At 67.1% G+C, this 23,215-nt stretch carries 24 protein-coding genes and 2 pseudogenes; 20 read left to right on the top strand and 6 right to left on the bottom strand.

The genetic code is table 11. The features are described 5' to 3' along the window. Positions 1-183: 183 nt before the first annotated feature. Positions 184-771 carry a maleylpyruvate isomerase family mycothiol-dependent enzyme gene (locus tag ACLMAL_RS35075; protein WP_412003002.1) on the bottom strand — a complete coding sequence of 196 codons (588 nt, stop codon included), beginning with the start codon at positions 769-771 and terminating at the stop codon, positions 184-186. After that, positions 768-1,718 carry a sigma-70 family RNA polymerase sigma factor gene (locus tag ACLMAL_RS35070; RefSeq protein ID WP_412003001.1) on the bottom strand — a complete coding sequence of 317 codons (951 nt, stop codon included), beginning with the start codon at positions 1,716-1,718 and terminating at the stop codon, positions 768-770. The genes ACLMAL_RS35075 and ACLMAL_RS35070 overlap by 4 nt, the downstream gene beginning before the upstream one ends. Positions 1,719-1,901: 183 nt before the next feature. On the opposite strand from ACLMAL_RS35070, the gene ACLMAL_RS35065 reads away from it, so the two are divergent. The 7 genes from ACLMAL_RS35065 to ACLMAL_RS35035 all read left to right on the top strand — a co-directional run bounded on the left by ACLMAL_RS35065 (position 1,902) and on the right by ACLMAL_RS35035 (position 9,189). Further along, complete coding sequence (locus tag ACLMAL_RS35065; RefSeq protein WP_412003000.1) at positions 1,902-3,323, top strand: DHA2 family efflux MFS transporter permease subunit; 1,422 nt, start codon at positions 1,902-1,904, stop codon at positions 3,321-3,323. A 176-nt stretch (positions 3,324-3,499) separates the two neighbouring features. After that, positions 3,500-3,697, top strand: a complete 198-nt coding sequence (locus tag ACLMAL_RS35060) for a hypothetical protein (protein WP_412002999.1) — start codon at positions 3,500-3,502, stop codon at positions 3,695-3,697. A 215-nt stretch (positions 3,698-3,912) separates the two neighbouring features. Then, positions 3,913-5,079 (top strand): alpha/beta fold hydrolase, encoded by a 1,167-nt coding sequence (locus ACLMAL_RS35055; RefSeq protein ID WP_412002998.1) that lies wholly within the window; start codon positions 3,913-3,915, stop codon positions 5,077-5,079. Positions 5,080-5,154: 75 nt separating this feature from the next. Beyond that, positions 5,155-6,249 (top strand): ABC transporter substrate-binding protein, encoded by a 1,095-nt coding sequence (locus tag ACLMAL_RS35050; protein WP_412002997.1) that lies wholly within the window; start codon positions 5,155-5,157, stop codon positions 6,247-6,249. Next, positions 6,249-7,112: an ABC transporter permease gene (locus ACLMAL_RS35045; protein WP_412002996.1), complete on the top strand. Its 864-nt coding sequence runs from the start codon at positions 6,249-6,251 to the stop codon at positions 7,110-7,112. The genes ACLMAL_RS35050 and ACLMAL_RS35045 overlap by 1 nt, the downstream gene beginning before the upstream one ends. Continuing rightward, the gene (locus tag ACLMAL_RS35040) at positions 7,088-7,843 is read left to right on the top strand and encodes an ABC transporter ATP-binding protein (RefSeq protein WP_328411517.1); all 756 of its coding nucleotides are present in this window, start codon (positions 7,088-7,090) and stop codon (positions 7,841-7,843) included. The genes ACLMAL_RS35045 and ACLMAL_RS35040 overlap by 25 nt, the downstream gene beginning before the upstream one ends. Then, on the top strand, positions 7,840-9,189 hold the full coding sequence (locus ACLMAL_RS35035) for an LLM class flavin-dependent oxidoreductase (RefSeq protein WP_412002995.1): 1,350 nt from the start codon (positions 7,840-7,842) through the stop codon (positions 9,187-9,189). The genes ACLMAL_RS35040 and ACLMAL_RS35035 overlap by 4 nt, the downstream gene beginning before the upstream one ends. Positions 9,190-9,415: 226 nt before the next feature. Here the strand turns inward: ACLMAL_RS35035 and ACLMAL_RS35030 are convergent, their stop codons facing one another. Further along, positions 9,416-10,000, bottom strand: a complete 585-nt coding sequence (locus tag ACLMAL_RS35030) for a TetR/AcrR family transcriptional regulator C-terminal domain-containing protein (protein WP_412002994.1) — start codon at positions 9,998-10,000, stop codon at positions 9,416-9,418. A gap of 135 nt (positions 10,001-10,135) precedes the next feature. Between ACLMAL_RS35030 and bioB the strand changes: the two genes are divergently transcribed. The 10 genes and pseudogenes from bioB (at position 10,136) to ACLMAL_RS34980 (ending at position 15,901) form a co-directional block, all read left to right on the top strand. Continuing rightward, positions 10,136-11,149: a biotin synthase BioB gene (gene bioB, locus ACLMAL_RS35025; protein ID WP_328411522.1), complete on the top strand. Its 1,014-nt coding sequence runs from the start codon at positions 10,136-10,138 to the stop codon at positions 11,147-11,149. 33 nt (positions 11,150-11,182) lie between these two features. Next, positions 11,183-11,410 (top strand): hypothetical protein, encoded by a 228-nt coding sequence (locus tag ACLMAL_RS35020; protein ID WP_328411524.1) that lies wholly within the window; start codon positions 11,183-11,185, stop codon positions 11,408-11,410. A 2-nt stretch (positions 11,411-11,412) separates the two neighbouring features. After that, positions 11,413-12,096, top strand: a complete 684-nt coding sequence (locus tag ACLMAL_RS35015; RefSeq protein WP_412002993.1) for a DUF2567 domain-containing protein — start codon at positions 11,413-11,415, stop codon at positions 12,094-12,096. A 94-nt stretch (positions 12,097-12,190) separates the two neighbouring features. Further along, positions 12,191-12,727, top strand: a complete 537-nt coding sequence (locus ACLMAL_RS35010; RefSeq protein ID WP_412002992.1) for a DUF1353 domain-containing protein — start codon at positions 12,191-12,193, stop codon at positions 12,725-12,727. Positions 12,728-13,052: 325 nt separating this feature from the next. Continuing rightward, positions 13,053-13,421: a hypothetical protein gene (locus ACLMAL_RS35005; protein ID WP_412002991.1), complete on the top strand. Its 369-nt coding sequence runs from the start codon at positions 13,053-13,055 to the stop codon at positions 13,419-13,421. Then, positions 13,421-14,065, top strand: a pseudogene (locus tag ACLMAL_RS35000) (hypothetical protein); the annotation flags it as partial. The gene ACLMAL_RS35005 and the pseudogene ACLMAL_RS35000, both read left to right, overlap by 1 nt. 97 nt (positions 14,066-14,162) lie before the next feature. Next, positions 14,163-14,381, top strand: a pseudogene (locus ACLMAL_RS34995) (hypothetical protein); the annotation flags it as partial. A 192-nt stretch (positions 14,382-14,573) separates the two neighbouring features. Next, positions 14,574-14,759, top strand: a complete 186-nt coding sequence (locus tag ACLMAL_RS34990) for a hypothetical protein (RefSeq protein ID WP_412002990.1) — start codon at positions 14,574-14,576, stop codon at positions 14,757-14,759. Positions 14,760-15,074: 315 nt separating this feature from the next. Beyond that, positions 15,075-15,470: a hypothetical protein gene (locus ACLMAL_RS34985; RefSeq protein ID WP_412002989.1), complete on the top strand. Its 396-nt coding sequence runs from the start codon at positions 15,075-15,077 to the stop codon at positions 15,468-15,470. Next, positions 15,467-15,901, top strand: a complete 435-nt coding sequence (locus ACLMAL_RS34980; protein ID WP_412002988.1) for a hypothetical protein — start codon at positions 15,467-15,469, stop codon at positions 15,899-15,901. The genes ACLMAL_RS34985 and ACLMAL_RS34980 overlap by 4 nt, the downstream gene beginning before the upstream one ends. Positions 15,902-16,595: 694 nt before the next feature. Here the strand turns inward: ACLMAL_RS34980 and ACLMAL_RS34975 are convergent. Continuing rightward, positions 16,596-17,354, bottom strand: a complete 759-nt coding sequence (locus ACLMAL_RS34975) for an NUDIX hydrolase (protein ID WP_412002987.1) — start codon at positions 17,352-17,354, stop codon at positions 16,596-16,598. A gap of 77 nt (positions 17,355-17,431) precedes the next feature. Here ACLMAL_RS34975 and nadA point away from each other — a divergent pair, with 77 nt between their 5' ends. The 3 genes from nadA to nadC all read left to right on the top strand — a co-directional run bounded on the left by nadA (position 17,432) and on the right by nadC (position 21,441). Further along, complete coding sequence (gene nadA / locus ACLMAL_RS34970; RefSeq protein ID WP_406237989.1) at positions 17,432-18,487, top strand: quinolinate synthase NadA; 1,056 nt, start codon at positions 17,432-17,434, stop codon at positions 18,485-18,487. 109 nt (positions 18,488-18,596) lie between these two features. Beyond that, the gene (locus ACLMAL_RS34965; RefSeq protein ID WP_412002986.1) at positions 18,597-20,453 is read left to right on the top strand and encodes an L-aspartate oxidase; all 1,857 of its coding nucleotides are present in this window, start codon (positions 18,597-18,599) and stop codon (positions 20,451-20,453) included. A 127-nt stretch (positions 20,454-20,580) separates the two neighbouring features. Next, positions 20,581-21,441 (top strand): carboxylating nicotinate-nucleotide diphosphorylase, encoded by an 861-nt coding sequence (gene nadC / locus ACLMAL_RS34960; protein ID WP_412002985.1) that lies wholly within the window; start codon positions 20,581-20,583, stop codon positions 21,439-21,441. Between the two features lie 63 nt (positions 21,442-21,504). Here nadC and ACLMAL_RS34955 read toward each other — a convergent pair whose 3' ends face one another. Next, positions 21,505-22,683: a winged helix DNA-binding domain-containing protein gene (locus ACLMAL_RS34955; protein WP_412002984.1), complete on the bottom strand. Its 1,179-nt coding sequence runs from the start codon at positions 22,681-22,683 to the stop codon at positions 21,505-21,507. Between the two features lie 96 nt (positions 22,684-22,779). Continuing rightward, positions 22,780-23,130: an ArsR/SmtB family transcription factor gene (locus tag ACLMAL_RS34950; protein ID WP_412002983.1), complete on the bottom strand. Its 351-nt coding sequence runs from the start codon at positions 23,128-23,130 to the stop codon at positions 22,780-22,782. Between the last annotated feature and the right edge of the window lie 85 nt (positions 23,131-23,215).

The following is a 23,215-nucleotide window of genomic DNA, read 5'->3' as shown; positions in this document are numbered from 1 at the left end:
CGACTTCGTCGTGGTCGACTCGATTCGCCACACTCACACCGCCGAAGCTGCTGTCGCCCAAGCTGTTACGGTACCGCGAGCCGCCTCGGAGCCGTTGAGAAAGAGGGATCGACCAAGCTGGGGTTGTGGGGCATGCGGTGGAGGGCACAGATGGCCGGCGCCGAAACCGACTGTGGCGGTTGGTCACCATGCGCTGGGCAGCGCTACGGGATCAGCGGCCCCCACACGCGCTGGGCTCTTGCGGCCGAGGTAGGCGAGCAGTTGTTCGCCTGGTCTGGTGGTGTAGGTGGGGACCGGTGGCCCGAACAGCGGATCTCGACCGGTGATCGGGACGAGCTGCGGCGCGATGGTCAGTAGATCGCCTGCGAGCGCGTCCGGTATCTGTACCGATGGTGTGTGCGCCACAGCGATATCCCAAGCGTGCACGGTCAATTCGAGAGCGCCGGCCGCACCGAGGATTTCGGCGGGCAACGGGGTGTCGGACACCAGCACCGGATTCGGGGAGTAGTGGGTCAGGTCGCCGAGCAGGCCGGTGGCGGCGGCCTGGACATGCGCGACGGCGGTGGCATCGGGATGCCGAGTGGCGGGGGTGGCGTAAATTCGGCCACCCGCAACTCCTTCGCGCAGGGCGGCGATAGATTCCTCGACGTGCGCGAGCAGCATGCGCACGTCCCAGCCGTGGCACGGGGTCGGTCTGGTGAGGTCGGAGCCGAGTCCCCGCAGGGCGCACAGGAGATACAGCACCGATCGGTCGAACAGGTCACGGTTCATAGCAGTGACTTCGGCAGGTCGAAGCCTTCGAAGAGTCCGCTGTCGTGGAAGGAAACGATGCGCTCGATCCCCGTTGGGGTCGCGGTGAGGACATGGATCGAGTGAGCCTCGCCACGCACGTAGAACCCGAAGGCGGGCTGCCCGTTGGCGGCGGTGCGCACCATCTGTACCTCGCCTGCGCGGGTCGGGCATCGCGTCGCGATCAGCCGCACGATGCGGAGGTTGCCGCGGAACCATTCGCGGATCGGTGGCATCTCCATCACCGCATCGGTTTTCAAAAGCTCGGTGAGTGCCGCCATATCGGCGTTCTCGAACGCGGCCGCGTACCGGTCGAGCACCCCACGCACTGCCGGATCGTCGGGCTCGGCGATATCGGCTGTTGCCAAAGGCAGTTGCCGCAGGGTGGCGTGCGCGCGCTGCAACGTGCTGTTGACCGCGGTGACACTCACCTCCAGCAGTTCCGCCACCTCGGATGCTTTCCAGCGCAGCACATCCCGCAGGATCAGCACCGCGCGCTGACGTGGCGGCAGATACTGCCACACGGCGATCAACGCCAGCCGCATGCCTTCGCGCGCGGCAACGATCGCGGCCGGATCCGACGACTCGGATTCGATGCGGACATCCGGCATCGGCTGTAGCCACGGGATCTCGTTCGAGAGGAACGGCGCGGTCTCCGGATCATCCGACGGCCCCGACAACCCCGACGGCAGCACGCGCCTACTGCTGTGCTGCAGCGCGTTGAGGCAGACGTTGGTGGCAATCCGATACAGCCACGTCCGCATCGACGCCCGCCCCTCGAAATCGCCATAGGCGCGCCAGGCCCGCAGCATCGTCTCCTGCACCAGATCCTCGGCGTCGTCCACCGAGCCGACCATGCGATAGCAGTGCGCGAGCAATTCCCGCCGGTATTGCGTCGTATGTACGGCGAACTCGTCGATGTCGACCATCGGTGCCCCTTTGTCGGCCCATTTCGTGTCGGACCCCGGCCTCGGCATGGAAGTCCTCGAACATGCAGACCGTCCATGTGCTCGGAACTCATCGGTACCGGAAATTCCGGCACCCCCGACCGATGAGTTCCGTCGTCGCGCCGGTCGATATCTGTGCAGGCACGCTGCACAGGAAGGAGCACGGTGAGTACACCAATGGTTTCGGCGGTGACGCAGCGCTGGGTGCTCGCGCTCGGCGCGATCGCCTCGTTGATGGCGGCACTGGACACGCTGGTCGTCGCGACGGCGCTCGGTACTATTCGCGAGAATCTCGGGGCGTCGGTCCAGACGCTCGAATGGACGGTCAACGGATACAACCTGAGTTTTGCCGTACTGCTGATGACTGCTGCGGTCGTCGGCGACCGATTCGGTCGGCGGCGGATGTTCGCGGTGGGGCTGGCGATCTTCGTCGCGGCGTCGGCGGCGTGTGCGATGTCGACCACGGTCGCCGCGCTGATCGCGGCGCGCGTGGTGCAGGGCGTCGGCGCGGCGTTGATCATGACACTGGCGCTGGCCTTGGTCAGCGCGGTGTTCCCGCCACAGCGGCGTGGCATGGCCATGGGAATCCTGCAGGGTATTACGGGCTTGGCGGTCGCGTGCGGTCCGTTGGTCGGTGGCGCCGTATCGGAGGGGTTGTCCTGGCAGTGGATCTTCTGGCTCAACGTCCCGATCGGGCTCATCGCGATTCCGTTGGTGCTGAACCGGATTCCGGAGACCTACGGTCCCGATTCGACGGCGGATGTCGGAGGATTGGCCTTGCTCACCGGTGGTGCGTTCGGTGTGGTGTGGGGCTTGGTCCGCGGCAATGCCGCAGGGTGGGCCAGCGCGGAAATCCTGGTCGCGCTGGTCGGTGGTGTCGTACTGATCGTTGCCTTCACCGTGTGGGAGGCGCGCGGGCCCGAGCCGATGATCCCGATGCGGCTGTTCGCCTCGCGCGGGTTCGCGGCCGGTAACACCGCAATCTTCCTGCTGTTCGCCGGGCTGTTCGGTTCGGTGTTCTTCTACGCGCAGTTTCTGCAGATCGTCTTCGGCTACGGGCCGCTAGGGGCCGGGCTGCGACTGTTGCCGTGGACGCTCACCCTGTTCTTCTGCGCACCGGTCGCCGGTGTGGTGGCCGACCGCATCGGCGAACGACCGCTGATGGCAGGTGGATTGGCTATGCAGGCAGGCGGCATGTTCTGGATCGCGCGCATCGCTGAGCCGGCAATGGCGTACGGCTCCTTGGTGATTCCATTGGTCATCTCGGGAATCGGTGTATCGATGGCGCTGCCGTCCGCCCAGACAGCGGTGGTCGGCGCGGTCGAGCACGCGATGCTCGGCAAGGCGGCGGGCGCGAACAGCATGATGCGCGAGCTCGGTGGGGTATTCGGGATCGCCGTCGTGGTTGCGGTGTTCACCGGCGCGGGCGGTTACGGATCCGCTGCGGAATTCGTGGGCGGTTTCGGTCCGGCGATAGCGGTCGGAGCGGGATTGTCGCTATTCGGCGCGGCCGTCGCGCTTGCCCTGCCCGGCCGCCGGTCGGCTGTCGCCGCAGCCGCGTCGCCCGAGGTGGTGGCCCCGGTGTGACGAGATCACCAGCTCGGTCGCGGATACGATCGACGGGTTTGCCGGCCGCGTAAAACCGAATACGGAAGCCGAGTATTGGGCGTGTCGGGGTTGGGTGGCCCGAGGCGTACGACAACCTCGACAAGCTGGAAGCAATCCCGGTACACGCTCGCTAGCGTTCGAGACTCGGAGACATGATGAGCGCCAACCCTTCTCCGATGCCGGACGAGGCGGATGTCCATCTGAGCGTGTTCGTGCACGGCGTGCGGATGGACTTCGCCGCGTGCCTGACTGCCGCACTGTGTTTCATGGAAGAGCACCGATCACGCCATTACGTCGACGCTGTGAACGTGATCCCTGGCGACACGAGCAGGTTGGGGCGGGTTACCCAATGAACGGTTGTTTCTGGACCCCGAGCGGCGAAACCGACCGGTTCGGCTGAGACGGGAGAGTGACTTAGCCGCGAGGGTGACCGTTCCGGAATTGCACCGGATTCCCGCACCCACCTGGGATGGCGGCTCGGACTCTACCGGTCGGTAGGGTTTTCGGGCGCGGCAGGTGTTCCGTGTTTGCCTGGCAGGCCGCCCGGAAACGTGCCTACAGTGAAGAGATGTCGCCGTTGGAGGAACGGCACCCGTCCACCGTCACGGACTGGGACGACGAGCGACGCAAAGCCCGCCTGCGGGATACCGGCCTAGGGCATGGGTGGAAGTCGTTGCGCCGCACCCGGCTGGCGCTGTTGCGGGTCGCCGCACTGCTGCTCGCGGGACTTGTGCTGTTCGCCCAGTACTGGGTGCACGACGTCGCGCCGGAGCAGGCCAGGCTGGCGCGTACCGAGCCTGCCATCCTGCCGGTCGCGCCCCCGGCCGACGCCGAGAACTGGGACACTGTCGTGGTCGACATGGTCGGCCTCGGCGGCCTCAATGCCGGCAATACCGCCGCGGCACTGCCAGCGCTGAGCCGAATGGGCGTGGTGTGGGCCATCAAATACGACAACAGCGGCATCGACACCCGGGTGATCGCCGAGCTGATCATCCGCGCCGCGCAGATGTCGGGACTGAAGAACATCGTGCTGGTCGGGCACAGCATGGGCGGGGTGATCGCGCTGGAGGTCGCCAGGCACATCCACACCGACAGCGACCGCCGCCTGGTGTCGGTGATCCTCGATTGCACGCCGATGGACCTGAACGCGGTGCGCCCGGAAAGCCGCGGCCGGGGCGAGGACATGCTGCGTTGGATGGCGTGGCTGCCCGGCGCGCGGGAGAGTCGCGGGCTGCGCCTGACCGTGGAAACCTACGCGCGCCGCGACCGCTTCTTCGACCGGGGTGGCGCAGGGATGCCGGGCATCAGGGTCGCGAAATTGGGCGGGGTGGTGTCGGATGTGCTGCGCGAGAAGATCTTTTCCCGCGACGCGGCGAGCAACGGCCTCATCGAGTCGCAATTCCTGGCGATCGTGGCAGGCGGCGCGCTCAACGATCTGCGTGCACTGTCGCGCCCCGTGGACGGCAAACCGCGCCCGGCCATCGTCTTCATCCGTCCGCGCAATCCCGACAACGACCGGGTGGTCGACGTCGAATACTCCCACCAGGTGCTGATCGAGCGCGCCGGCGGTATCGACGGCACGCTGCTGGTGGTGATGACGCGAAACACCGGCCACGCCAACCCGATGCAGCGGCCCCGCGAATACAACACGGTGATCGAGCAGCAGATTCTGCCGTTCGTACAGCGCTTTCAGCAGCAGGTCCGTGCGACGGCCAGTGCGGCCGGGCCGCGCTGACCAAGCCGGGATAGGGCTCGAATCAGCCTGAAAGTAACCGTATCCGCGCCGGATTTGTCTTGCTTCAATGCCAGAATGCACCAACCACGCACGTTCTTGACCGGCCTCCGTGGCCGCACTATCGCCGCAGTGCTCGTCGCGGCGACCGCTGCGACGCTCGGTCTGGCCGGCTGTGCGAACAGTGACAAGACCTCGGCCACTACCGTCGCCGATGTCCCGCTGCCGACCGAGATTCCCTCGGGCACCAAACTCGTTGTCGCCGACCAGCAGGAGCGGCTGCAATCGGTGCTGCGGTTGTCCGGTGAACTGGACAAGCTGCCGTTCAAGGTCGAATTCGCCAACTTCATCGGCGGGCCTGCGATTCTCGAGGCCTTCCGTGGCGGCGCCGCCGACGTCGCGCCGGTGGGCGATGTCCCGCCGATCCACGCGCTGGCGGCCGGGCAGGACGTGCCGATCGTGGCGGCGTACCAGACCAGCGCCAGCGCACTGAAGCTCGCGGTGGCTCCGGGCAAGACCGCAACCACGCTGGCCGATCTTAAGGGCAAGAAGATCGCCTACGCCGAAGGCACCGCCCAGCAGGCTGCGGTGTTGCGCGCGTTGGCCAAGGCCGGGCTGAAAACCGGCGACGTGCAACTGATTCGGCTGCAACTGGCCGAGTTCCTCGACGCGGTGCGCACCGGGCAGGTCGACATCGCACCGCTGATCGAGCCGAACGTCACCCGGCTGCTGCGCACGCCGGGCACCTCACTGATCCCGGACTCCGAGACCACCGGTATCTACGGCGGATTGGCCTACCTCTACGCGCGCCGTGCCGTCGTGCAGGACCCGGCGAAGGCCGCGGCCACCCGCGCATTGGTCGGCGCCTACGTGCGGGCGCACCAATGGGCCAATACCCACCAGGATGAGTGGGCGCGTCGGTATTACGTCGACATCCAGAAGGTCAGCGCCGAGGACGCCCAACGCATCGTCGAATCGCTCGGTACGTACACCTTCCCGCACCTGGACCAAGCGCTCATCGACCGCCAGCAAGCCACCATAGATGTCATCGACGGTGCCGGTGAGCTGCCGAAGAAGGTACGCGCCGCAGGTGGTTTCGACCTGCGCTTCGACGCTCCCGTCACCCAGGCCGTCACCGAAAGCGGCGCCGCGTTCGAACCGAAGGCACGGTAATGGCCACCGTGGATGCCGGTGTACTCGGCCGGTTCGCCCGTGCCCGCACGGCCCCGGCACCGGTGCTCGCCCGGCGCAAGCCGCGTCGGCCCAGGCTCGGTCCCGGTCGACCGATCCCGTTCGGCATCGCCGTCGGACCGGTGCTGCTGGTGGCCGCCTGGGTGATCGGATCCGCCTCCGGCACGCTGGATCCGGAGACACTGCCCGCACCGTGGACGGTCGCCGAGACCGCGGGTGACCTTATTTCCGATGGCAGACTGCAGTCGAACCTGCTCACCTCCGTCAAGCGTGCCGGCGTCGGGCTCGGCCTCGGTGTCGTCATCGGGGTGGTGCTCGCAGTGATCGCGGGACTGAGCCGGATCGGTGAAGCCTTGGTGGACGGGCCGATTCAGATCAAGCGGGCGATCCCGACGCTGGCGTTGATTCCGCTGTTCATCGTGTGGTTCGGCATCGGCGAGGAGATGAAACTGCTCGTCATCACCACCAGTGTGGCGATTCCGATCTACCTCAACACGCATGCGCAGCTGCGCAGCGTCGACTCCAGGTATGTGGAACTCGCGGCGACGGTAGGGCTTTCGCGCTGGGGATTCATCCAGCGGATCGCGCTGCCCGGATCGCTGCCCGGGTTCTTCACCGGCCTGCGGCTCGCGGTGACCATCGCCTGGCTGGCGCTCGTTGTCGTGGAGCAGGTCAATGCCACTAGCGGCATCGGCTATCTGATGACGCAGGCCCGCACCTACGGCCAGATCGACGTGATCGTCGTCGGACTGGTGATCTACGGCCTGCTCGGTTTGTTCGGCGATATCGCGGTGCGCGCGGTGGAACGGAGGGCACTGTCATGGCGGCAGACACTGGCCGACTGAACGTGGTGCGAACCCGCGACCTGTATCGCGGGTTCGGTGACCGGGCGGTCTTGCGCGGCATCGACCTCGATATCGCGCGCGGTGAATTCGTCGCGTTGCTCGGCCGCAGCGGTTCGGGCAAGAGCACCCTGCTGCGGGCGCTGGCCGAATTGGACTACGACGTGCCGGGATCCGGCGAGCTGACCGTGCCGACCGAACGCGCCGTGGTCTTCCAGGACTCGCGGCTGCTGCCATGGATCCGGTTGCTGGACAACGTGACTCTCGGCCTCTCCGGTGCCGGAGCCGCCGATCGCGGGCGCACCGCGCTGGCCGAGGTCGGCCTTGCCGGTCGGGAAAAGGCATGGCCCAAGGAGCTTTCCGGCGGCGAGCAGCAGCGGGTCGCGCTGGCGCGCTCGCTGGTCAGGGAGCCGCAACTGCTGCTGGCCGACGAACCGTTCGGTGCGCTCGACGCACTCACCCGCATCAAAATGCATGCGCTGCTGCAGGACCTGTGCGCCGAGCACAAGCCTGCGGTGCTGCTGGTGACCCACGATGTCGACGAAGCCGTGCTGCTCGCCGACCGCGTGCTGGTCCTGGACGAAGGGCGGATCGCGCTGGATCAGCGCATCGACCTGGCACGGCCACGCCGCCACAGCGATCCCGGCTTCACTCGGCTGCGGGAATCGCTGCTGGCCAGCCTCGGCGTCGACACCACGCCACCTCACATCGACGAAGAGAAGAAGGCGTCATGAGCTCACCGCGTCAACTCAGCCTCAATGCGTTCATCTACCCCTCCGGGCATCACGAGGCAGCGTGGCGGCACACCGACAGTCAGCCGGGCCGGATCTACGACGTTGCCTATTACCAGGAGATCGGCCGCACCGCCGAAGCCGCGAAACTCGACGCGGTGTTCTTCGCCGACGGGCCGGCGTTGCGTACCAATGTCAAACACAATGCAAGCTCGGGGCTGGAGCCGATCACGCTGCTCACCGCCATCGCCACGGCGACAACCCATCTCGGCCTGATCGCGACCGCCTCGACCACCTACTACGAGCCCTACAATCTGGCCAGGCTGTTCTCCACCCTGGACCACATCTCCGGTGGCCGGGCCGGGTGGAATATCGTCACCACCGGAACCGACCTCGCCGCAGCCAATTTCGGTCTCGCCGAGCATCCGTCGCACGCCGAGCGCTACGCCCGAGCCAGAGAGTTCGTGGATGCGGTCGTCGCGCTGTGGGACAGCTGGGAAGACGACGCGATCGTGCTCGACCAGGCGGCAGGGATCTACGCCGACCCGGACAAGATCCATCCGATCGACTTCGTCGGCGAATATCTGAAGGTGCGTGGGCCGTTCAATGCGCCGCGCACGCCGCAGGGGTATCCGGTGCTGGTGCAGGCCGGGGCGTCCAATGACGGCCGCGCGTTCGCGGGCAAGTACGCCGAAGCGATCTTCACCGCGCATCAGCGCCTCGAAGACGCGCAGGCTTTCTATTCCGATATCAAGGCGAAGGCCAGGGAATTCGGTCGCGACGCCGACCACATCAAGATCCTCCCCGGCATCAGCCCTTTCATCGCCGACACCGAGTCGGCCGCCAAGAAGCTGGAACGGGAGTTCAACGAGCTCACCGTCCCCGAGTACGGCCTGAAGCAGCTGGAGGGCATCGCGGGCAAGAGCCTGCGCCACCTCGCGCTCGACGAGCCGGTGCCCGTCGAATTATTCAGCGACGCAGGCGATGTCACCGACAACGCCCGAAGCCGTCTGCAAGTGGTCGCAGGCATCGTGCAGCGCGAACGCCCGACCGTCCGCGGCCTGCTGCACCGCCTCGCAGGCGCCCGCGGTCATCGCGTATTCGCGGGCACGCCGGAGCAGGTGGCCGACACCATCGAGGAATGGTTCCGCAACGGCGCCGCCGACGGCTTCAATGTCATGCCGCCCTACTATCCCGGCGGTCTGGAGGTCTTCGCGGAAACAGTGGTCCCGATCCTGCAGCAGCGGGGCCTCTTCCGCACCGAATACGCCGGCACCACTCTCCGCGACCACTTCGGCCTGCCCCGCCCCGAAAGCCAATTCGCCCGCCGCCCGGCCTTGGCTCCGTGAGCGGGCCCGGAGAACTCGGCCGTCGCAGGCCGGCTCGCACCAGGTCAGGTGCGCAGCTTGGGGTGATTCTCCGCTGCGTCGGCACTGGAACTCGCTGGCGTGGCAGTCTCCTCGGCCTCGCCCTCGGCGTGAGCCGCGGCCTGATCATGCCCGTCGGCGCTTACGTCGCGCTGGGGGCAACGTGCCGAATCCGGGGTTCGGCGGGCGCCACCGGGTGTGTTCTCGGTCAGCGGACGCGGGTGCCGAGGAGGTGGCGGACGCCGCCGATGAACAGTTGCAGGCCGAAGTCGAAACGGGCGGTGGCGTCGGGGGTTTCGTCGAGCGGGGAGGCGTCGTCGGAGAGGGCGCCGACCGAGTCCATTTGCACTCTGGACTGTTCGTCGACTGTTTGGCCGAGGACGTAGTACAGCAGGGTGTAGGCGGCCAGTTCGGCTTCGTGCCGGGGCATGCCTGCGCGGATTGCCGCGCTCACCAGGCGTTCCCGGCCCTTGTTCGTGGTGAGACGGGAGGCGTAGGTGGCCGAGACCAGTTCGGCGCCGTCGCGGTAGGCCAGCAGGCAGTTGCGCAGCCGATGCGCCAGTTCGGTGATCTGGCCCGACCATTCGATCGCGTCGATCGCCTCGTCCATCGGCGCGAGAATCTTGTCGGCGACCGCGCCGAGCAACGCCTGTTTATTGGGGAAATGCCAGTACAGGGCCCCGGGCTGCACCTGTAGTGAGCCCGCGAGCCTGCGCATGGTCAGATCGGCGAGACCGTATTGGTCGAGAATGGCGACAGCGCCGTCGACCACGTCCGCCCTGTGTAGTTGCACCCGGATTCCTTCCCCATCGTGTTTTGACTCACTCTTACCATTACCCTAGCCTGAACACCGTTCAAGTTGCACGGCCACCTGGGGTGAACCCCAGCGGATCGACCGTGTACTGCACCGGACGAAGGGATTCGTGCAGTGACCCAGGCACCCGTTCAGACCGATATCTTGGCCATTGCCCGCGAGCAGGTGCTCGAGCGTGGTGCCGGCCTGACCCAGGAGCAGACCTTAGAGGTGCTGCGGCTCGGCGACGATCGGCTCGAAGACCTACTGGCCCTCGCGCACGAGGTCCGCATGAAGTGGTGCGGCCCCGAGGTGGAGGTCGAGGGCATCATCAGCCTCAAGACCGGCGGCTGCCCGGAAGACTGCCACTTCTGTTCCCAGTCCGGCCTGTTCCAGTCGCCGGTGCGCGCCGCCTGGCTCGATATTCCCAGCCTCGTCGAGGCGGCCAAGCAGACCGCCAAGTCCGGCGCCACCGAGTTCTGCATCGTCGCCGCTGTCCGCGGCCCGGACGAGCGGCTGATGGCGCAGGTCGCCGCGGGTGTCGAGGCCATCCGCAACGAGGTCGACATCCAGGTCGCCTGTTCGCTGGGCATGCTCACCCAGGAGCAGGTCGACCAGCTGGCCGCCATGGGCGTGCACCGCTACAACCACAACCTGGAGACCTCCCGTTCGCACTTTCCGAACGTGGTCACCACGCACAGCTGGGAAGAGCGCTGGGACACCCTGCGCATGGTGCGCGAAGCGGGCATGGAGGTGTGCTGCGGCGGTATCCTCGGCATGGGCGAAAGCCTGGAGCAGCGTGCCGAATTCGCCGCCGATCTCGCGAAGCTCGATCCCGACGAGGTCCCGCTGAACTTCCTCAACCCGCGCCCTGGCACCCCTTTCGGTGACCTCGAAGTGCTGCCCGCCTCCGATGCGCTGCGCGCTGTCGCCGCGTTCCGACTTGCGTTGCCGCGCACCATGCTTCGCTTCGCGGGTGGCCGCGAGATCACCCTCGGCGACCTCGGCGCCAAGCAGGGCATTCTCGGCGGCATCAACGCCGTTATCGTCGGCAACTACCTGACCACCCTCGGACGGCCTGCCGAAGCAGACCTGGATCTGCTCGGCGAGTTGAAGATGCCCATCAAAGCGCTCAACGAAACGCTCTGATCCGCCCGCCTTGCGACGAAAGGGGCAGGCGCGATGAGTACTGTCATGGATATGGACGAGCGCTACAACCCGTTCACCGGTAAGCGGATCGTGCCGGGTCTGGATGACCCGGTGCCGACCGCTGCCGCGCTGGGGCTGGAACCGCCGCGCTTCTGTGCAGAGTGCGGTCGCCGGATGGTCGTGCAGGTGAGCCCGGACGGCTGGTGGGCGAAGTGTTCACGGCACGGGGTGCTCGACTCGGCGAGTCTGGAACGCCGCTAGTGGTGGCGCGCGCTGTGGGGATGCGGCGTGAGGTGCGCGCGGCAGTGGTCGTCGGTGTCGCGGTGTTGCTGCTCAGTGTGCTCGGTGGTGTCGTGTGGGGTTGGCTCGCCCCGACCGAGCAGCTGCTGGTGGTCCAGCCCGGCCGTGGCTCCACACTGACGGGGGAGAGCGTGCATCAGTTCGACGCGCTCGCGATCTTCGTGTGCATCGGCGCGGTGACCGGCGTGCTGTCCGCGGTGGGCGCGTGGCGGTGGCGTGCGGTACGTGGGCCGATCGTGCAAGTCGGGCTACTAGCCGGGTCTCTCGCGGGCGCTTTCGCGATGTCCTGGGTGGGCGAGCAGCTCACCCGGTGGCAACATCCGCGTCCACACGATCCGCCCGTCGGGCAGATTGTCGTCCTGCCGACCGAGGTGAGCAGCTGGCTGGCACTGATCGTGCAGCCGCTGCTGGCGTCGCTGGTGGTGCTGTTCGTTGCCGCGCTCTACCCGTCGGACGATCTGGGCACGGGATTCAGTGGGCTGTTCGGGAAGTCCAGGCCGGTCGACGATCGATCCTTCACCGGGGCAAGCGTTTACCGCCCGTATGTCGTCGAGCATGCGGGCAATGGGGCCGCCCCCTACGGTGGGTACGAGCAGGTCCCGGAACCCGGATCCGATTCGATGCCGGAGTCTCGACCCACCCACTGACGCGTTGGCCGAACCGTTGCCTGCGGGGGCGTGCGGAACTACCACAACCACCTAGAATTGTGGGATACGCTCTGCGTTCAGAGAGGAACGGGTCGTGGCGTTCGTCGGTAACGGGCCGGTCGTCGAGGAGCTCGACGCGAAGTTCTGGCGGGTGGCCGCGCCGCTGGTCTATCACGGTGCCGATGAGGAATTCGTTGTCCCCGAAGGCTTTCGCACCGATTTCGCCTCGGTGCCGCGCGCGTTCGTCTGGTTGATACCCCGCTACGGCGTCTACACCAGGGCTGCCATTCTGCACGACTACCTGCGCAGCTCCGGCGTGGTCGGCACGGCCGACGCAGACGGCATCTTCAGGCGCGCACTGCGCGAGGCAAGCGTGTCGGTGCCGCGCCGCTGGATAATGTGGGCCGCAGTGCGTTTGGGCAGCCGTCTGCGCGGCGCAGGCCCGTTGGACATCGCTCGCTTCGTGCTGATCGCCGCGCTGGCAGTGCCGTTCCTCGCTATTCCCGCGACTGTGGTGCAGCTGTTTCTCATGCTGTTCTGGCTGGTCGAGCTGGTGTTCTGGGGCGTGGCGAACATTGGACGCCGGGCGACTGCGCCGCCACCGCCGACGCCGCAGATGAAGACGGCCTGACCGATCCGATAGCGGCCGACGATATCGCCGCGGCTGCGCGCCCGGTCATCCCGATGCCGTCGCCGATGGCCGATGACGGCGAGGAGATCGCCGCAGTCGCCGCGTGCTGGGAACGCGCGCGCAGTGTTGTCGAGAACCAGCCGAACCTGGTCGCACCACTGCCTGCGAACTGACTGAATGTTCCGGTCCGGAACCAAGATCCGATGCTTCCAGCTGCACGTTTACCGGATTGGATCGGCGCGACCGGACACTACCGTCGACCGGCTGCCTACTCTCGCTACAGGTCGGGAGCGTCGCCTCCGACACCAGAAGTGGAGGAGGACAGGTGGATTCGAGTGAACCGGAACCCCGTTGGCGCCCAGCACCGCGAACGGTCTTCTCCCAGCAGTTCGCCGCGCTCTTCGATGCGGCAGGCAATCCGACGCTGCGCCGGGTTGCGGCCGCGGCCGAGGCGCGGATGCGGGCCACCCGAGCGGCCGGGCAGAAGGGCGGTGCATCGATCCAGCGCATCAGCGATTGGAAGGCGGGGCGCAATGTGCCCGCCCGCTTCGAATCCCTGCTGCCCGTATTCCTCACGCTCGTCGACGAGGCGCGCAAGTCCAGTAAGCCCGTGCCGCCTGCGCTGCTGGATCTGCAGGAGTGGCGACGACTGTGGACGGCGTCGAACGAGTGGGACCTCACGGTGGGATCGTGATGCTCGTCGGCGCCTCCGGCGCGGGTAAATCGTCGCTGCTCGAGGCAGGTTTGTTACCTGCTCTTGCCGATCCGCTCGAGGACTGGGCGATCGCGACCATGACGCCTGGGCGAGCCCCGGTCGGCAGTCTTTACGCCGCCATCGATGTCGTGCACAGCCAGGAGTCGGTCCGCTCCGAATATGCCTACGGTGCCACGGGTTCCGAACGCGGCCCCGACACGGCGAACTCCGCCGCTTCCGAGAACGCAGGGGGTTCTCCGGAGTCCGTGGAATCCGCCACTGCGGCGCTGGCCGATTGGGGCATCGGCCGGCGCCGCCTGTTGATCGTTGACCAGTTCGAGGAACCGTTCACCCTGTGCCACGACCCGCAACAGCGCGAGGTGTTCCTGGCCGCGCTCGAACACCTGGCCATCCGCGGCGAGCACGCCTCGGCCGCTGTTGTGCTGGCGGTGCGTGCCGACTTCTATGCGCAATGTCTGGATGTTCCGGTGTTGGAGGACGCTCTCGAGCATCGCAGTTACTTGCTCGGCCCGATGCGCCTGGACGAACTGGCGGAAGCAATCAGCCGCCCTGCCGAATTGGCAGGCTACAAACTGGAATCCGGTTTGAATGAGCTCGTCATCAGTGAGCTGTGTGGCCTCGGCGGTGGAGGGGTCCGCCGAGGCTACGACCCGGGAGCCCTGCCGCTGGTATCCCATGTGATGGTCGGCGAGATCGCTTGCCTTCAGTCCGGACGGACGTCTACTGGTTTCCGGCGGCAGGGAAGTGCGAATGTGGGACTTCACGGATATCAGAGATCCGCAGCCGATCAAATACCCGGCCGTCACGGCAGACTCGTCGTCGGTCTGGTTCGTCGATTTCTATGGTGACGGCAAATATTTGATCGGCGTCGACACGGGCGGCAGAGCCCGGCTGTGGACCTCGACACACAGCACACGATCACCCGGATTTGCGAGGTGACTCGGTCGCTGATGAACCGGCGGGTGTGGGAGGACCACATGCTGGAGCTCCCTTACGACCCCTCATGTGAATAGGTAGGAGCTCGAAGGTGCCGTACCTGCCGATAATTGAGTGGAGAGCCGGCTGTCGGCGCGGATACCGTTGATCCGCAGTCGGTTCGGACAGCGCGACTGTGGGAAGGAGGTGTTGGCAATGAACGAACGTAACCAGGCATTGGTGTTGGCGGGGATGTACCCGGAGCAGAGTGGGGAGCGGCCGGATTTGGTGGCGTGGCGGCGGCGCAATGCGCTGCGCCGGTCCAGTGCTGCGCAACCTGTTCCCAGCAAGCGGCAGTATCGTCGGACGCGGAAACATAAGAATCGGTCGCAGGATTCGTGACGCGGCGGTATTCGGTAGGACGGCTGACGGCTGACGGCTCACCGGTGATGGGTGACTGTTGACCGGTGTCGGCTGGTCCGGTGACGGCCGACAGTGACTGCTGAGGTGACGGGTCGACTGCTGACGGTCGTCAGGTGACCGTTGACGGCTGATTGGTGCCCGCTGCCCGCTGACCGCCGACGGCAGAGGTCGCCGAGTCGGGTGCGGTCCGCGTTCGGGGGAACGCGGCCATGACCGCTGTTCGGGGGCGACTGGACAGTCAGCCGTGCCGGGCCCAGACTCGGATGATAAGTAGTGTCGCCGGTGGGGTGCAGAATGCGTGATGACTGGTGCCCGAGTGTGGCCGAGCGGGTCGATCAGCTGTTCGCGACGTTTCACGCGCGGACGGAACCGGAGCGGTCCGGCGACGAAGTGGCTCGGGAGCTGACGCGGCGGGTGAGGTTCCCGGTATCGGCCGGGGTATTGAAGGCGTTGCGGCGCGGGGTTTCCGATGGCGATCCCGCGGTCCTGGTCGCGTTGGCGGGCTATTTCGGTGTTCCAGGATGCTATCTCACGGATTCCGGTCCAGAAGTCGTAGTGCTGCATCGGAATTTGGAGCTGTTGCGGAGCATTCGTGCGGCCGGTGTCACCCGGTTGGCGCTGCGTGGTGGCGGTGCCCTGCATGCGGATGCCGACCTGTCCGCCCTGGTGCGGGCGTTGGATGCCTTGTGAGTCCCGATCCGCGGAGGGATCCGATCATCGAGCAGCTGTGGCGGATGGCGGAATTGCTTGCCGTGCCACTGCCGTGGACTCTGGCGGCATTCATAGAGCGGGCCGAAGCTGTGACAGGCAAGCGAATTCGGCTATTGCCGGTGGCGGGTCTGTACACCGAGGCAGCGCCGTGCGGGCTGGTATTGGAACGCACGGCCGAGATCGTCATCGCCTATGACGCGGCGGCTTCGGATGCGGATGTCGGCCATATCGTTCGGCACGAGGTGGGACATCTGCTGTTGAACCAGATCGGTGGCGCGCCGGACCGGTCGATGACCGAAGCCGTCGAGGCCCTGTTTCCCGAATTCGACCGCGATGAGGTGCTGCACGTTCTCGGACCAGAGGATCGCGGCGACGAAACCAGCCGACGGTGCACCGTCCCGCCATGCTGATTGCCGTCTGGTAGCCAGACGACCATTCGGTCCGCGGTATCGGGTGCCCGACAGGGTGCGCCGAGACTGCTGTCCGCGGGGTTTGCCTGCCGGCCTGGGACGCGTAGTCGGTGAGTCGTTCTCCGGAGCGATGATCGGCGTCGACCGGCAACCACCAGGTCGTCGCTGTGCCGATTCTTGTCCGGTCCGGACAACTGCGCCTTGGCGGTTCGCTCTCATGCGTCCGGTCCGGATTTCTCAGTAAATCGCCGTGATCAGCGCATTTATCAGCTCTAGCGTGGCCGTTCGCGACATCGTCCGTGCCGGTCGCCTAGCGTCGAAGTCGTACGATTGATCGAACATCGGGCGGGGTGTGATCCGGATTCGGTCGGTAACAAGAAGATCCGTTTCGAATCAGAGGGGGAATCGTGTTGTGGAAATCCGTGGCGGTCGGGGCCATGCTGCTGCTGGTGACCGTAGCCGTTGGCGCGCCGGTTGCTGGAGCGGAGTCGACAGCTGAGGTTGCGGGCCGCGGCGCTGTTGTCGCGGAACAGGTTGTCACGGAACATGCTGTGGTTCTGTGTCTTTGGCCCGTCTGCATCTTGCGATAGCGGCCGCGAACCACGGTCCGGCATCCGGTCTGCCGGATGTCGGACCACCTGCGACGCAGCGACGTGAGTGGGGTGTCGGCCACCGCCCGACCCACATGCGGCGGTCAGGTCGGCGGGCGCAACGCCGCGAATTCGTCGGTGACGCGCAGGCCGGAGTCGGTGAAGCGGTACACCGCGGCGGGCCGACCACCCGCGCGGCCGGGGGCTGCGGTGGCACCGGTGGGAGTGATGACCCTGCGCCGGGTCAGGACTCGTTGCAGGTTCGTGGTGTCGACGTCGTAGCCGAGTGCAGCGCAATAGATTTCGCGCAGGGTGGACATGGTGAAGCGGCCGGGAGCCAGGGCGAAGGCAATGTTGGTGTAGGAGAGTTTCGCAGCGAGTCGGGTGCGGGCGTGGTCGACGACCGTGCCGTGGTCGAAGGACATATCGGGCAGGGCGGAGACCGGGTGCCACGCGGTGTCGGAGGGCAGCTGTGGATCCGCGGTCAGCGGGACGAGGCCGAGGTAGGCCGAGGCGATGCGGCGCGGATGGGGGACCCGGTCGGGCTTGCTGAAGACCGACAGCTGCTCCAGGTGGGTCAGCTCGCGCACGTCGACCTTTTCGGCGAGTTGGCGCCTGGCCGAGTCGTCGAGGTCTTCATCGTCGCGCAGTCGGCCGCCCGGTAGCGACCAGGTGCCCTTCTGCGGGTCGAGTGCGCGCTGCCACAGCAGCACGGCGAGTTCGGTTCGCTGGTCGGGTGGGCAGCGTCGGATGACCTCGCCGGAGCGCTCTGCGGGGCCGGGACCTGCGGTGATATCGGAAGGGAAGCGCCGGACCTGGAACACCGCGGTGAGCGATTCGTGGATGGTGTTACTATGGGGCACGTTTTCGATTATAAGTCGAAAACCTGGTTTGGTGCGAATTCGGCGGTATTGCCGAGCGCATGGAGGAAGGAGCCACCATGGCGACGATGGGAGCAGAGCTCGCAACCGCGCCTGGCACCACGCTGATGGAGCAGGTCACCGACGGGCCCTCGGGATTCACCGGCGTCGAGGGGACGCCCGAGTGGGCGCAGGAGATCAAGCGATTGGCGCGCGAGCGCAACGCCACGATTCTCGCGCACAACTACCAGCTGCCCGAGATCCAGGACGTGGCCGATCATGTCGGGGACTCGCTGGCGCTGTCTCGGATCGCGGCCGAGGCGCCCGAGGACACCATCGTGTTCTGTGGCGTGCATTTCATGGCGGAGACGGCCAAAATCCTCAGCCCCGAGAAGACCGTGCTGATTCCGGACCAGCGGGCAGGCTGCTCGCTCGCCGATTCCATCACCGCGGACGAATTGCGCGCATGGAAGGCCGAATTCCCGAACGCCGTCGTCGTGTCGTATGTGAACACCACGGCCGCGGTGAAGGCACTCACCGACATCTGCTGCACCTCCTCGAACGCGGTGGACGTGGTCGCCTCGATCGACCCGGACCGCGAGGTGCTGTTCCTGCCGGACCAGTTCCTCGGCGCACACGTCAAGCGTGTCACCGGACGCGAGAACATGCAGATCTGGGCGGGCGAATGCCACGTGCACGCGGGCATCAACGGTGAGGAACTGCAGGAGCAGGCCCGCACCCACCCGGACGCCGAACTGTTCGTGCACCCCGAATGCGGTTGCGCCACTTCGGCGTTGTACCTCGCGGGTACAGGTTCGTTCCCGGCCGACCGGGTGCACATCCTGTCCACCGGCGGCATGATCGATGCGGCCAGGGCCGCCAAGTCGAGCCAGGTGCTCGTCGCCACCGAGGTCGGCATGTTGCACCAGCTGCGCAAGGCCGCCCCCGGCATCGACTTCCAGGCCGTCAACGACCGAGCGTCGTGCAAGTACATGAAGATGATCACCCCGGCCGCGCTGCTTCGGGCCTTGGTGGAGAACCGCGACGAGGTGCACGTCGATCTGGAAACCGCTGCGCTGGCGCGTAACTCGGTGCAGCGCATGATCGAGATCGGCAACCCGGGCGGTGGGGAATGAGTGCCGTCTGCGCGATGCTGGAAACGGCTGCGCTGCAATCTGATCCGGTGCGTCGGCTGACCGAGATCGGTAACCGGGCACACGTGCTCGTCCGGAGCGGCAGGAGCAAATGACGGTCGCGCCGCCCCGGATCGACTGGGAGGCCGACGCCGACCTGATCGTGATCGGCGGCGGTGTCGCCGGTCTGACCGCGGCGCGTACCGCGTCGCTGCGTGGCCTCCGGGTGCTCATCCTGAGCAAGGGCGGAGCGACCGACACCTCTACCCAGTACGCCCAGGGCGGGATCGCTGTCGTCGCGCCGCACGGGGATTCGGTGCAGTCGCATGTGGACGACACCGTCGAGGCCGGTGCCGGGCTCTGTGATGTCGATGCGGTGCGGTCGATCGTCGAAGGCGGTCAAGACGCGATCGCCGCGCTGACGGACCTGGGTGCGGTATTCGATCTCGGTCGCGACGGCCAGATTTCACGCACCCGCGAGGGTGGGCACAGCACTCGACGGATCATCCACGCCGGCGGCGACGCCACCGGCGCTGAGGTGCAGCGTGCACTGAACGCGGCCGGCCTTCCGGTCCTCTTCGGCACCGCCGCACTGGAGATCGTCACCGGTCCCGGCGGTGTGCAGGGCGTGATCGCGGTGTCCGAGCGCGGATTCGGGGTCGTGCACGCACCGGCGGTGCTGCTGGCCACCGGTGGGCTCGGCCAGCTGTACGCCCTCAGTACCAACCCGCCCGGGGCGACCGCGGACGGTATTGCGCTGGCGCTGTGGGCCGGAGCGACCGTGGCCGATCTCGAATTCGTCCAGTTCCATCCGACGGTGCTGTACACACCGGGCGGGACCGGTCGCAGGCCGCTGATCAGCGAGGCCGTCCGCGGCGAGGGCGCGACACTGGTGGATTCCGAAGGCAATTCGGTGACCGCTGGGGTGGACCCCCGTGGTGATCTGGCACCGCGTGACGTGGTGTCGCGGGCTATCGCGGCGCGGATGCGGGCACTCGGCGCCGACCATGTGTATCTCGATGCCAGGTCCATCGACGGATTCCCGCAACGGTTTCCGACGATCACCGCCTCCTGCCTGGCCGCGGGCATCGATCCCCGCACCGACCTCATCCCGGTCGCTCCTGCCGCGCACTACCAATGCGGCGGGGTGGTCACCGACACACACGGTCGTACCGCCGTCCCCGGCTTGTACGCGGCGGGTGAGGTAGCGCGAACCGGCCTGCACGGCGCGAATCGGCTGGCCTCCAACAGCCTGCTCGAGGGGCTCGTCGTGGGCGAACGCGCCGGGGCGGCCGCGGCAGAACGCCTCGGCGAGGAAGTGCCCATCACCGAAATCCCGCTCCGCGCCGTACCTCGCGTCGATCGAATGCTGGTGCAACAGTTGATGACCGCCCACGGCTCCGTCGTCCGCGACGCCGCCGGTCTGTCCGATGCGACACGCAGGCTGGAGCACGCGGTGCTGCATCGAGTGACGCGGACGGGCCATGGTTCCGCCGGTTCGGCGGTGCGTGACAGCAGTGCGGCCCCGAGCGGTGCGGCGGCGATCGATCCGTCGATGGACGATGTCGCGGCGATACCCGCCGATCGGGCGGTGCAAGACGGTCGTGGGGTGCGCAATGGCGTGGCGGTGCACGATAGCGCGGCCGAGCACAAAGACGCGTCCGCACCGAATGGCGTCGTGCCGCTACCCGGCCCTGCGCACGGCTCGCCCAGCAGCATTGCGGCGCAACGCATCGCCGAGTTCGAGGACGCCGCGCTCACCTTGACCGCCCGAGTGCTGCTGCTGGCCGCCGCGGCCCGCACCGAGAGCCGCGGTTGCCACACCCGCTCCGACCATCAGGAGCCGACCGAACGCCAGCAACACAGCGTCGCATTCCGCCTGGGCTCCGAGGGCCAACCGGTCCCGGCCCCCGACGGATTCGCCGTCGCCGACCCCTGGCCCCGAGACTCCCTCCCGAGCGCATCGTGACCGCCGGGGCGATCAGTGGCACATGGTTGCGGCACAACGCGGGAAGCGCCCGCGATGGTGTGCCACTCACCTCGGCGCGGGGCCTCGAATACTGCCCGCTGCGGGCGTGGAGAGTAGGAGTGCAGTGATGAGTTCGGATAGTGGGCTCGAGCGGGGCGAGGTGCTCGCGCTTATTCGTACGGCGTTGAACGAGGATCTGCGGTACGGGCCCGACATCACCACTGCGGCAACCGTTCCCGCGGATGCGGTGGTGAAGGCGTCGGTGGTATCGCGGCAGCCGGGGACGGTCGCCGGGCTCGATGTCGGGTTGCTCGTCCTCGACGAGGTGATCGGGGCAGGGAACTACGAGGTCACCGACCGGGTGGCCGATGGCACCCGGGTGACGCCGGGGCAATCGGTGCTCGGACTGGTTGCACCGACGCGTGGCCTGCTCACCGCCGAACGCACCATGCTGAATCTGGTCTGCCACCTGTCGGGCATCGCGACGGCCACCGCCGCGTGGGTCGACGAGGTCGCCGGCACGAAATGCCGGATCCGCGACAGCCGAAAGACATTGCCCGGCCTGCGCGCCCTGCAAAAGTACGCGGTGCGGGTAGGCGGGGGAGTGAACCACCGAATGGGTCTCGGCGACGCCGCGCTGATCAAGGACAACCACGTGGTCGCTGCCGGTTCGGTGGTCGAAGCGCTGCGCGCGGTCCGCGCCATGGCCCCCGACATCGCCTGCGAAGTCGAGGTCGACAGCCTCGAACAACTGGTCGCGGTCCTGGCCGAAAACGTGGAACTTGTCCTGCTGGACAACTTCCCGCTCTGGCAGACCCAGGCCGCCGTCCAGCGTCGCGATGCCGAGGCCCCGCAGACCCGACTCGAATCCTCCGGCGGTCTGACTCTCGACGACGCCGCCGACTACGCCCGCACCGGCGTCGATTACCTCGCGGTGGGCGCACTCACCCACTCGGTGCGAGTGCTCGACCTCGGCTTGGACATGTAAGCGAATCGTCTGTGGCCGAGCCGCTCGATTTCGGCTCGCATCACATCGCCGATGCGCGTCCGCTCAAGCCGTGAGTTCACGCTCGAGCGGGGTGCGGAAGCGGGGGATGGCGCGGACCTCGCCGAACCAGCCGGTGGTGCGGGCGACTTCGGCGTCGATCATGGCCGCGGCGTCGGAGCCGACGTCTTCCAGCAGGCGGTAGGCGATCTCGCCGTCCTTGCGCTGCGCCCAGCCGCCGACGATGCGGCCGTCGCACCAGATGGTGGGTCCGATATTGCCGTTGCGGTCGAACAGGACCGGTGCGTGCGGGCCCAGATACCAGTCGCGGGATTGCCAGCCCATCGGGGTGGGGTCGAGGGCGGGCAGCAGCGAGACCCAGGGGTCGGGGGTGGGGACGGGCTCCAGGTCGTCGGCGAGCAGGATGCCGGTGACGCCGTCCAGGTCGACCTCGACGGTATCGAGCAGGGCGAGAGCCTTGCGGACATCGCCGAGGGACCAGCCGGTCCACCATTTGATATCTGCAATGGGGGCGGGGCCGAAGGTCGACAACCACTTTCGGACCAGTTCGGCGCGGGCGTGGTCTGCCGGCATCGTCGCGACACCGTCGGGCAGCCACGATTCCACCGGCGCCCAGCTGTATTGGCTGCTCGTCCAGCTGCCGTTCGGGCGACCGCGCACGATGCGGCCTTCGACACCGAGGATCACGAGCACCCAGGTGGTGATGCTGGTCGGCTTCGAATATGCCTTCCCTGGTGCCGGATCCACCTGCGTGCGCAGGCGAGGCACGTCCTTGCTCAGCTGGGCGCCGGTGGCCGCGCCGCGAGCAAGTAGCGCCTTGTGGGTCTCGTCTTCGACATCGGCGAGCCATTCGCGGACACTGCCGTCGACCACACCGGCTACCTCGAGGAACTTGCCATAGGTGCGGCGCTGCTTCTCGGCCAGCGCGTCCGCGCACGAAGCTTGCAGCACCGGCAACAGCTCCACCGGCGCGACGAACATGGTGCGTCGCATCGCGAGCAGCCGTAGCAGGGTGCGGTCGTCGTACAGTGCCTGCTCGACGTGTGCCGGAGTGGCGGTGTGGCTGCGCGCGCCGACCGACAGGAACACCGTCGCCGGATCGGTCGCGTGCAGCACGACGAGCGACCGTGCGATATCGGTGACCTCATCGGTGCGGGCGGCAGTGGCCAGCCGGTGTCGTACCGCGAGTCGGGCTCGCCGCTGTGCCGCATCAATCGAACGCATAGGCGAATCTTAACCGCCGGGCATGCCGTGGCCGACCTGGCGATGACGTCGGGCTGTTGCCGTGCCTTGTCGAGGATTGCCGGGTCTCGCCTGCGCTCAGTCCGCCGGTCGCCAGGCGCGCACGAGGTCCAGTAGGCCGGGGAAGCGCGCGTCGAGGTCCTCGATGCGCACGCGGCTGCGCCGTTCGAGCCCGTACTGCTGCTGGCGCGTGACGCCAGCCTCGCGCAGCACGCGAAAGTGATGGGTGAGTGTCGATTTCGGTCGATCGATGCCGAACCAGCCGCAGGAGCGATCGGTGTCGGGCGATTCCAGCAGCAGCTTCTGCACGATGTGTAGTCGCAGCGGGTCGCTGAGGACTCCAAGCACGTCTTCGAGGCGGAGATCGGCGCGGGCAGGCTCGGGCAGCGGCGCGACGGTGGTGTCTGGTGCGCGGGTGGCCGATGGCATCGGGTCTCCTCGGTTCGTGGACGTCTTGTACGAGTTCTATCGTACTAGGTGTTAAGTTCGACTATTGTCGTACCAGTACGAGAAG

The sequence above is a fragment of the Nocardia sp. CWNU-33 genome, from assembly GCF_046764895.1.
Classification (GTDB): domain Bacteria; phylum Actinomycetota; class Actinomycetes; order Mycobacteriales; family Mycobacteriaceae; genus Nocardia.
The sequence above is the reverse complement of the archived record's forward strand: the minus strand, read 5'-3'. Positions and strand labels throughout refer to the sequence as shown.

Bases quoted from the DNA above. Each gene is read 5' to 3' on its own strand.
- ACLMAL_RS35075 (WP_412003002.1), bottom strand. From the start codon at position 771: ATGAACCGTGACCTGTTCGACCGATCGGTGCTGTATCTCCTGTGCGCC.
- ACLMAL_RS35070 (WP_412003001.1), bottom strand. From the start codon at position 1,718: ATGGTCGACATCGACGAGTTCGCCGTACATACGACGCAATACCGGCGG.
- ACLMAL_RS35060 (WP_412002999.1), top strand. From the start codon at position 3,500: ATGAGCGCCAACCCTTCTCCGATGCCGGACGAGGCGGATGTCCATCTG.
- ACLMAL_RS35055 (WP_412002998.1), top strand. From the start codon at position 3,913: ATGTCGCCGTTGGAGGAACGGCACCCGTCCACCGTCACGGACTGGGAC.
- ACLMAL_RS35050 (WP_412002997.1), top strand. From the start codon at position 5,155: ATGCACCAACCACGCACGTTCTTGACCGGCCTCCGTGGCCGCACTATC.
- ACLMAL_RS35045 (WP_412002996.1), top strand. From the start codon at position 6,249: ATGGCCACCGTGGATGCCGGTGTACTCGGCCGGTTCGCCCGTGCCCGC.
- ACLMAL_RS35040 (WP_328411517.1), top strand. From the start codon at position 7,088: ATGGCGGCAGACACTGGCCGACTGAACGTGGTGCGAACCCGCGACCTG.
- ACLMAL_RS35035 (WP_412002995.1), top strand. From the start codon at position 7,840: ATGAGCTCACCGCGTCAACTCAGCCTCAATGCGTTCATCTACCCCTCC.
- ACLMAL_RS35020 (WP_328411524.1), top strand. From the start codon at position 11,183: ATGAGTACTGTCATGGATATGGACGAGCGCTACAACCCGTTCACCGGT.
- ACLMAL_RS34990 (WP_412002990.1), top strand. From the start codon at position 14,574: ATGAACGAACGTAACCAGGCATTGGTGTTGGCGGGGATGTACCCGGAG.
- ACLMAL_RS34985 (WP_412002989.1), top strand. From the start codon at position 15,075: ATGCGTGATGACTGGTGCCCGAGTGTGGCCGAGCGGGTCGATCAGCTG.
- nadA (WP_406237989.1), top strand. From the start codon at position 17,432: ATGGCGACGATGGGAGCAGAGCTCGCAACCGCGCCTGGCACCACGCTG.
- ACLMAL_RS34965 (WP_412002986.1), top strand. From the start codon at position 18,597: ATGACGGTCGCGCCGCCCCGGATCGACTGGGAGGCCGACGCCGACCTG.
- nadC (WP_412002985.1), top strand. From the start codon at position 20,581: ATGAGTTCGGATAGTGGGCTCGAGCGGGGCGAGGTGCTCGCGCTTATT.
- ACLMAL_RS34955 (WP_412002984.1), bottom strand. From the start codon at position 22,683: ATGCGTTCGATTGATGCGGCACAGCGGCGAGCCCGACTCGCGGTACGA.
- ACLMAL_RS34950 (WP_412002983.1), bottom strand. From the start codon at position 23,130: ATGCCATCGGCCACCCGCGCACCAGACACCACCGTCGCGCCGCTGCCC.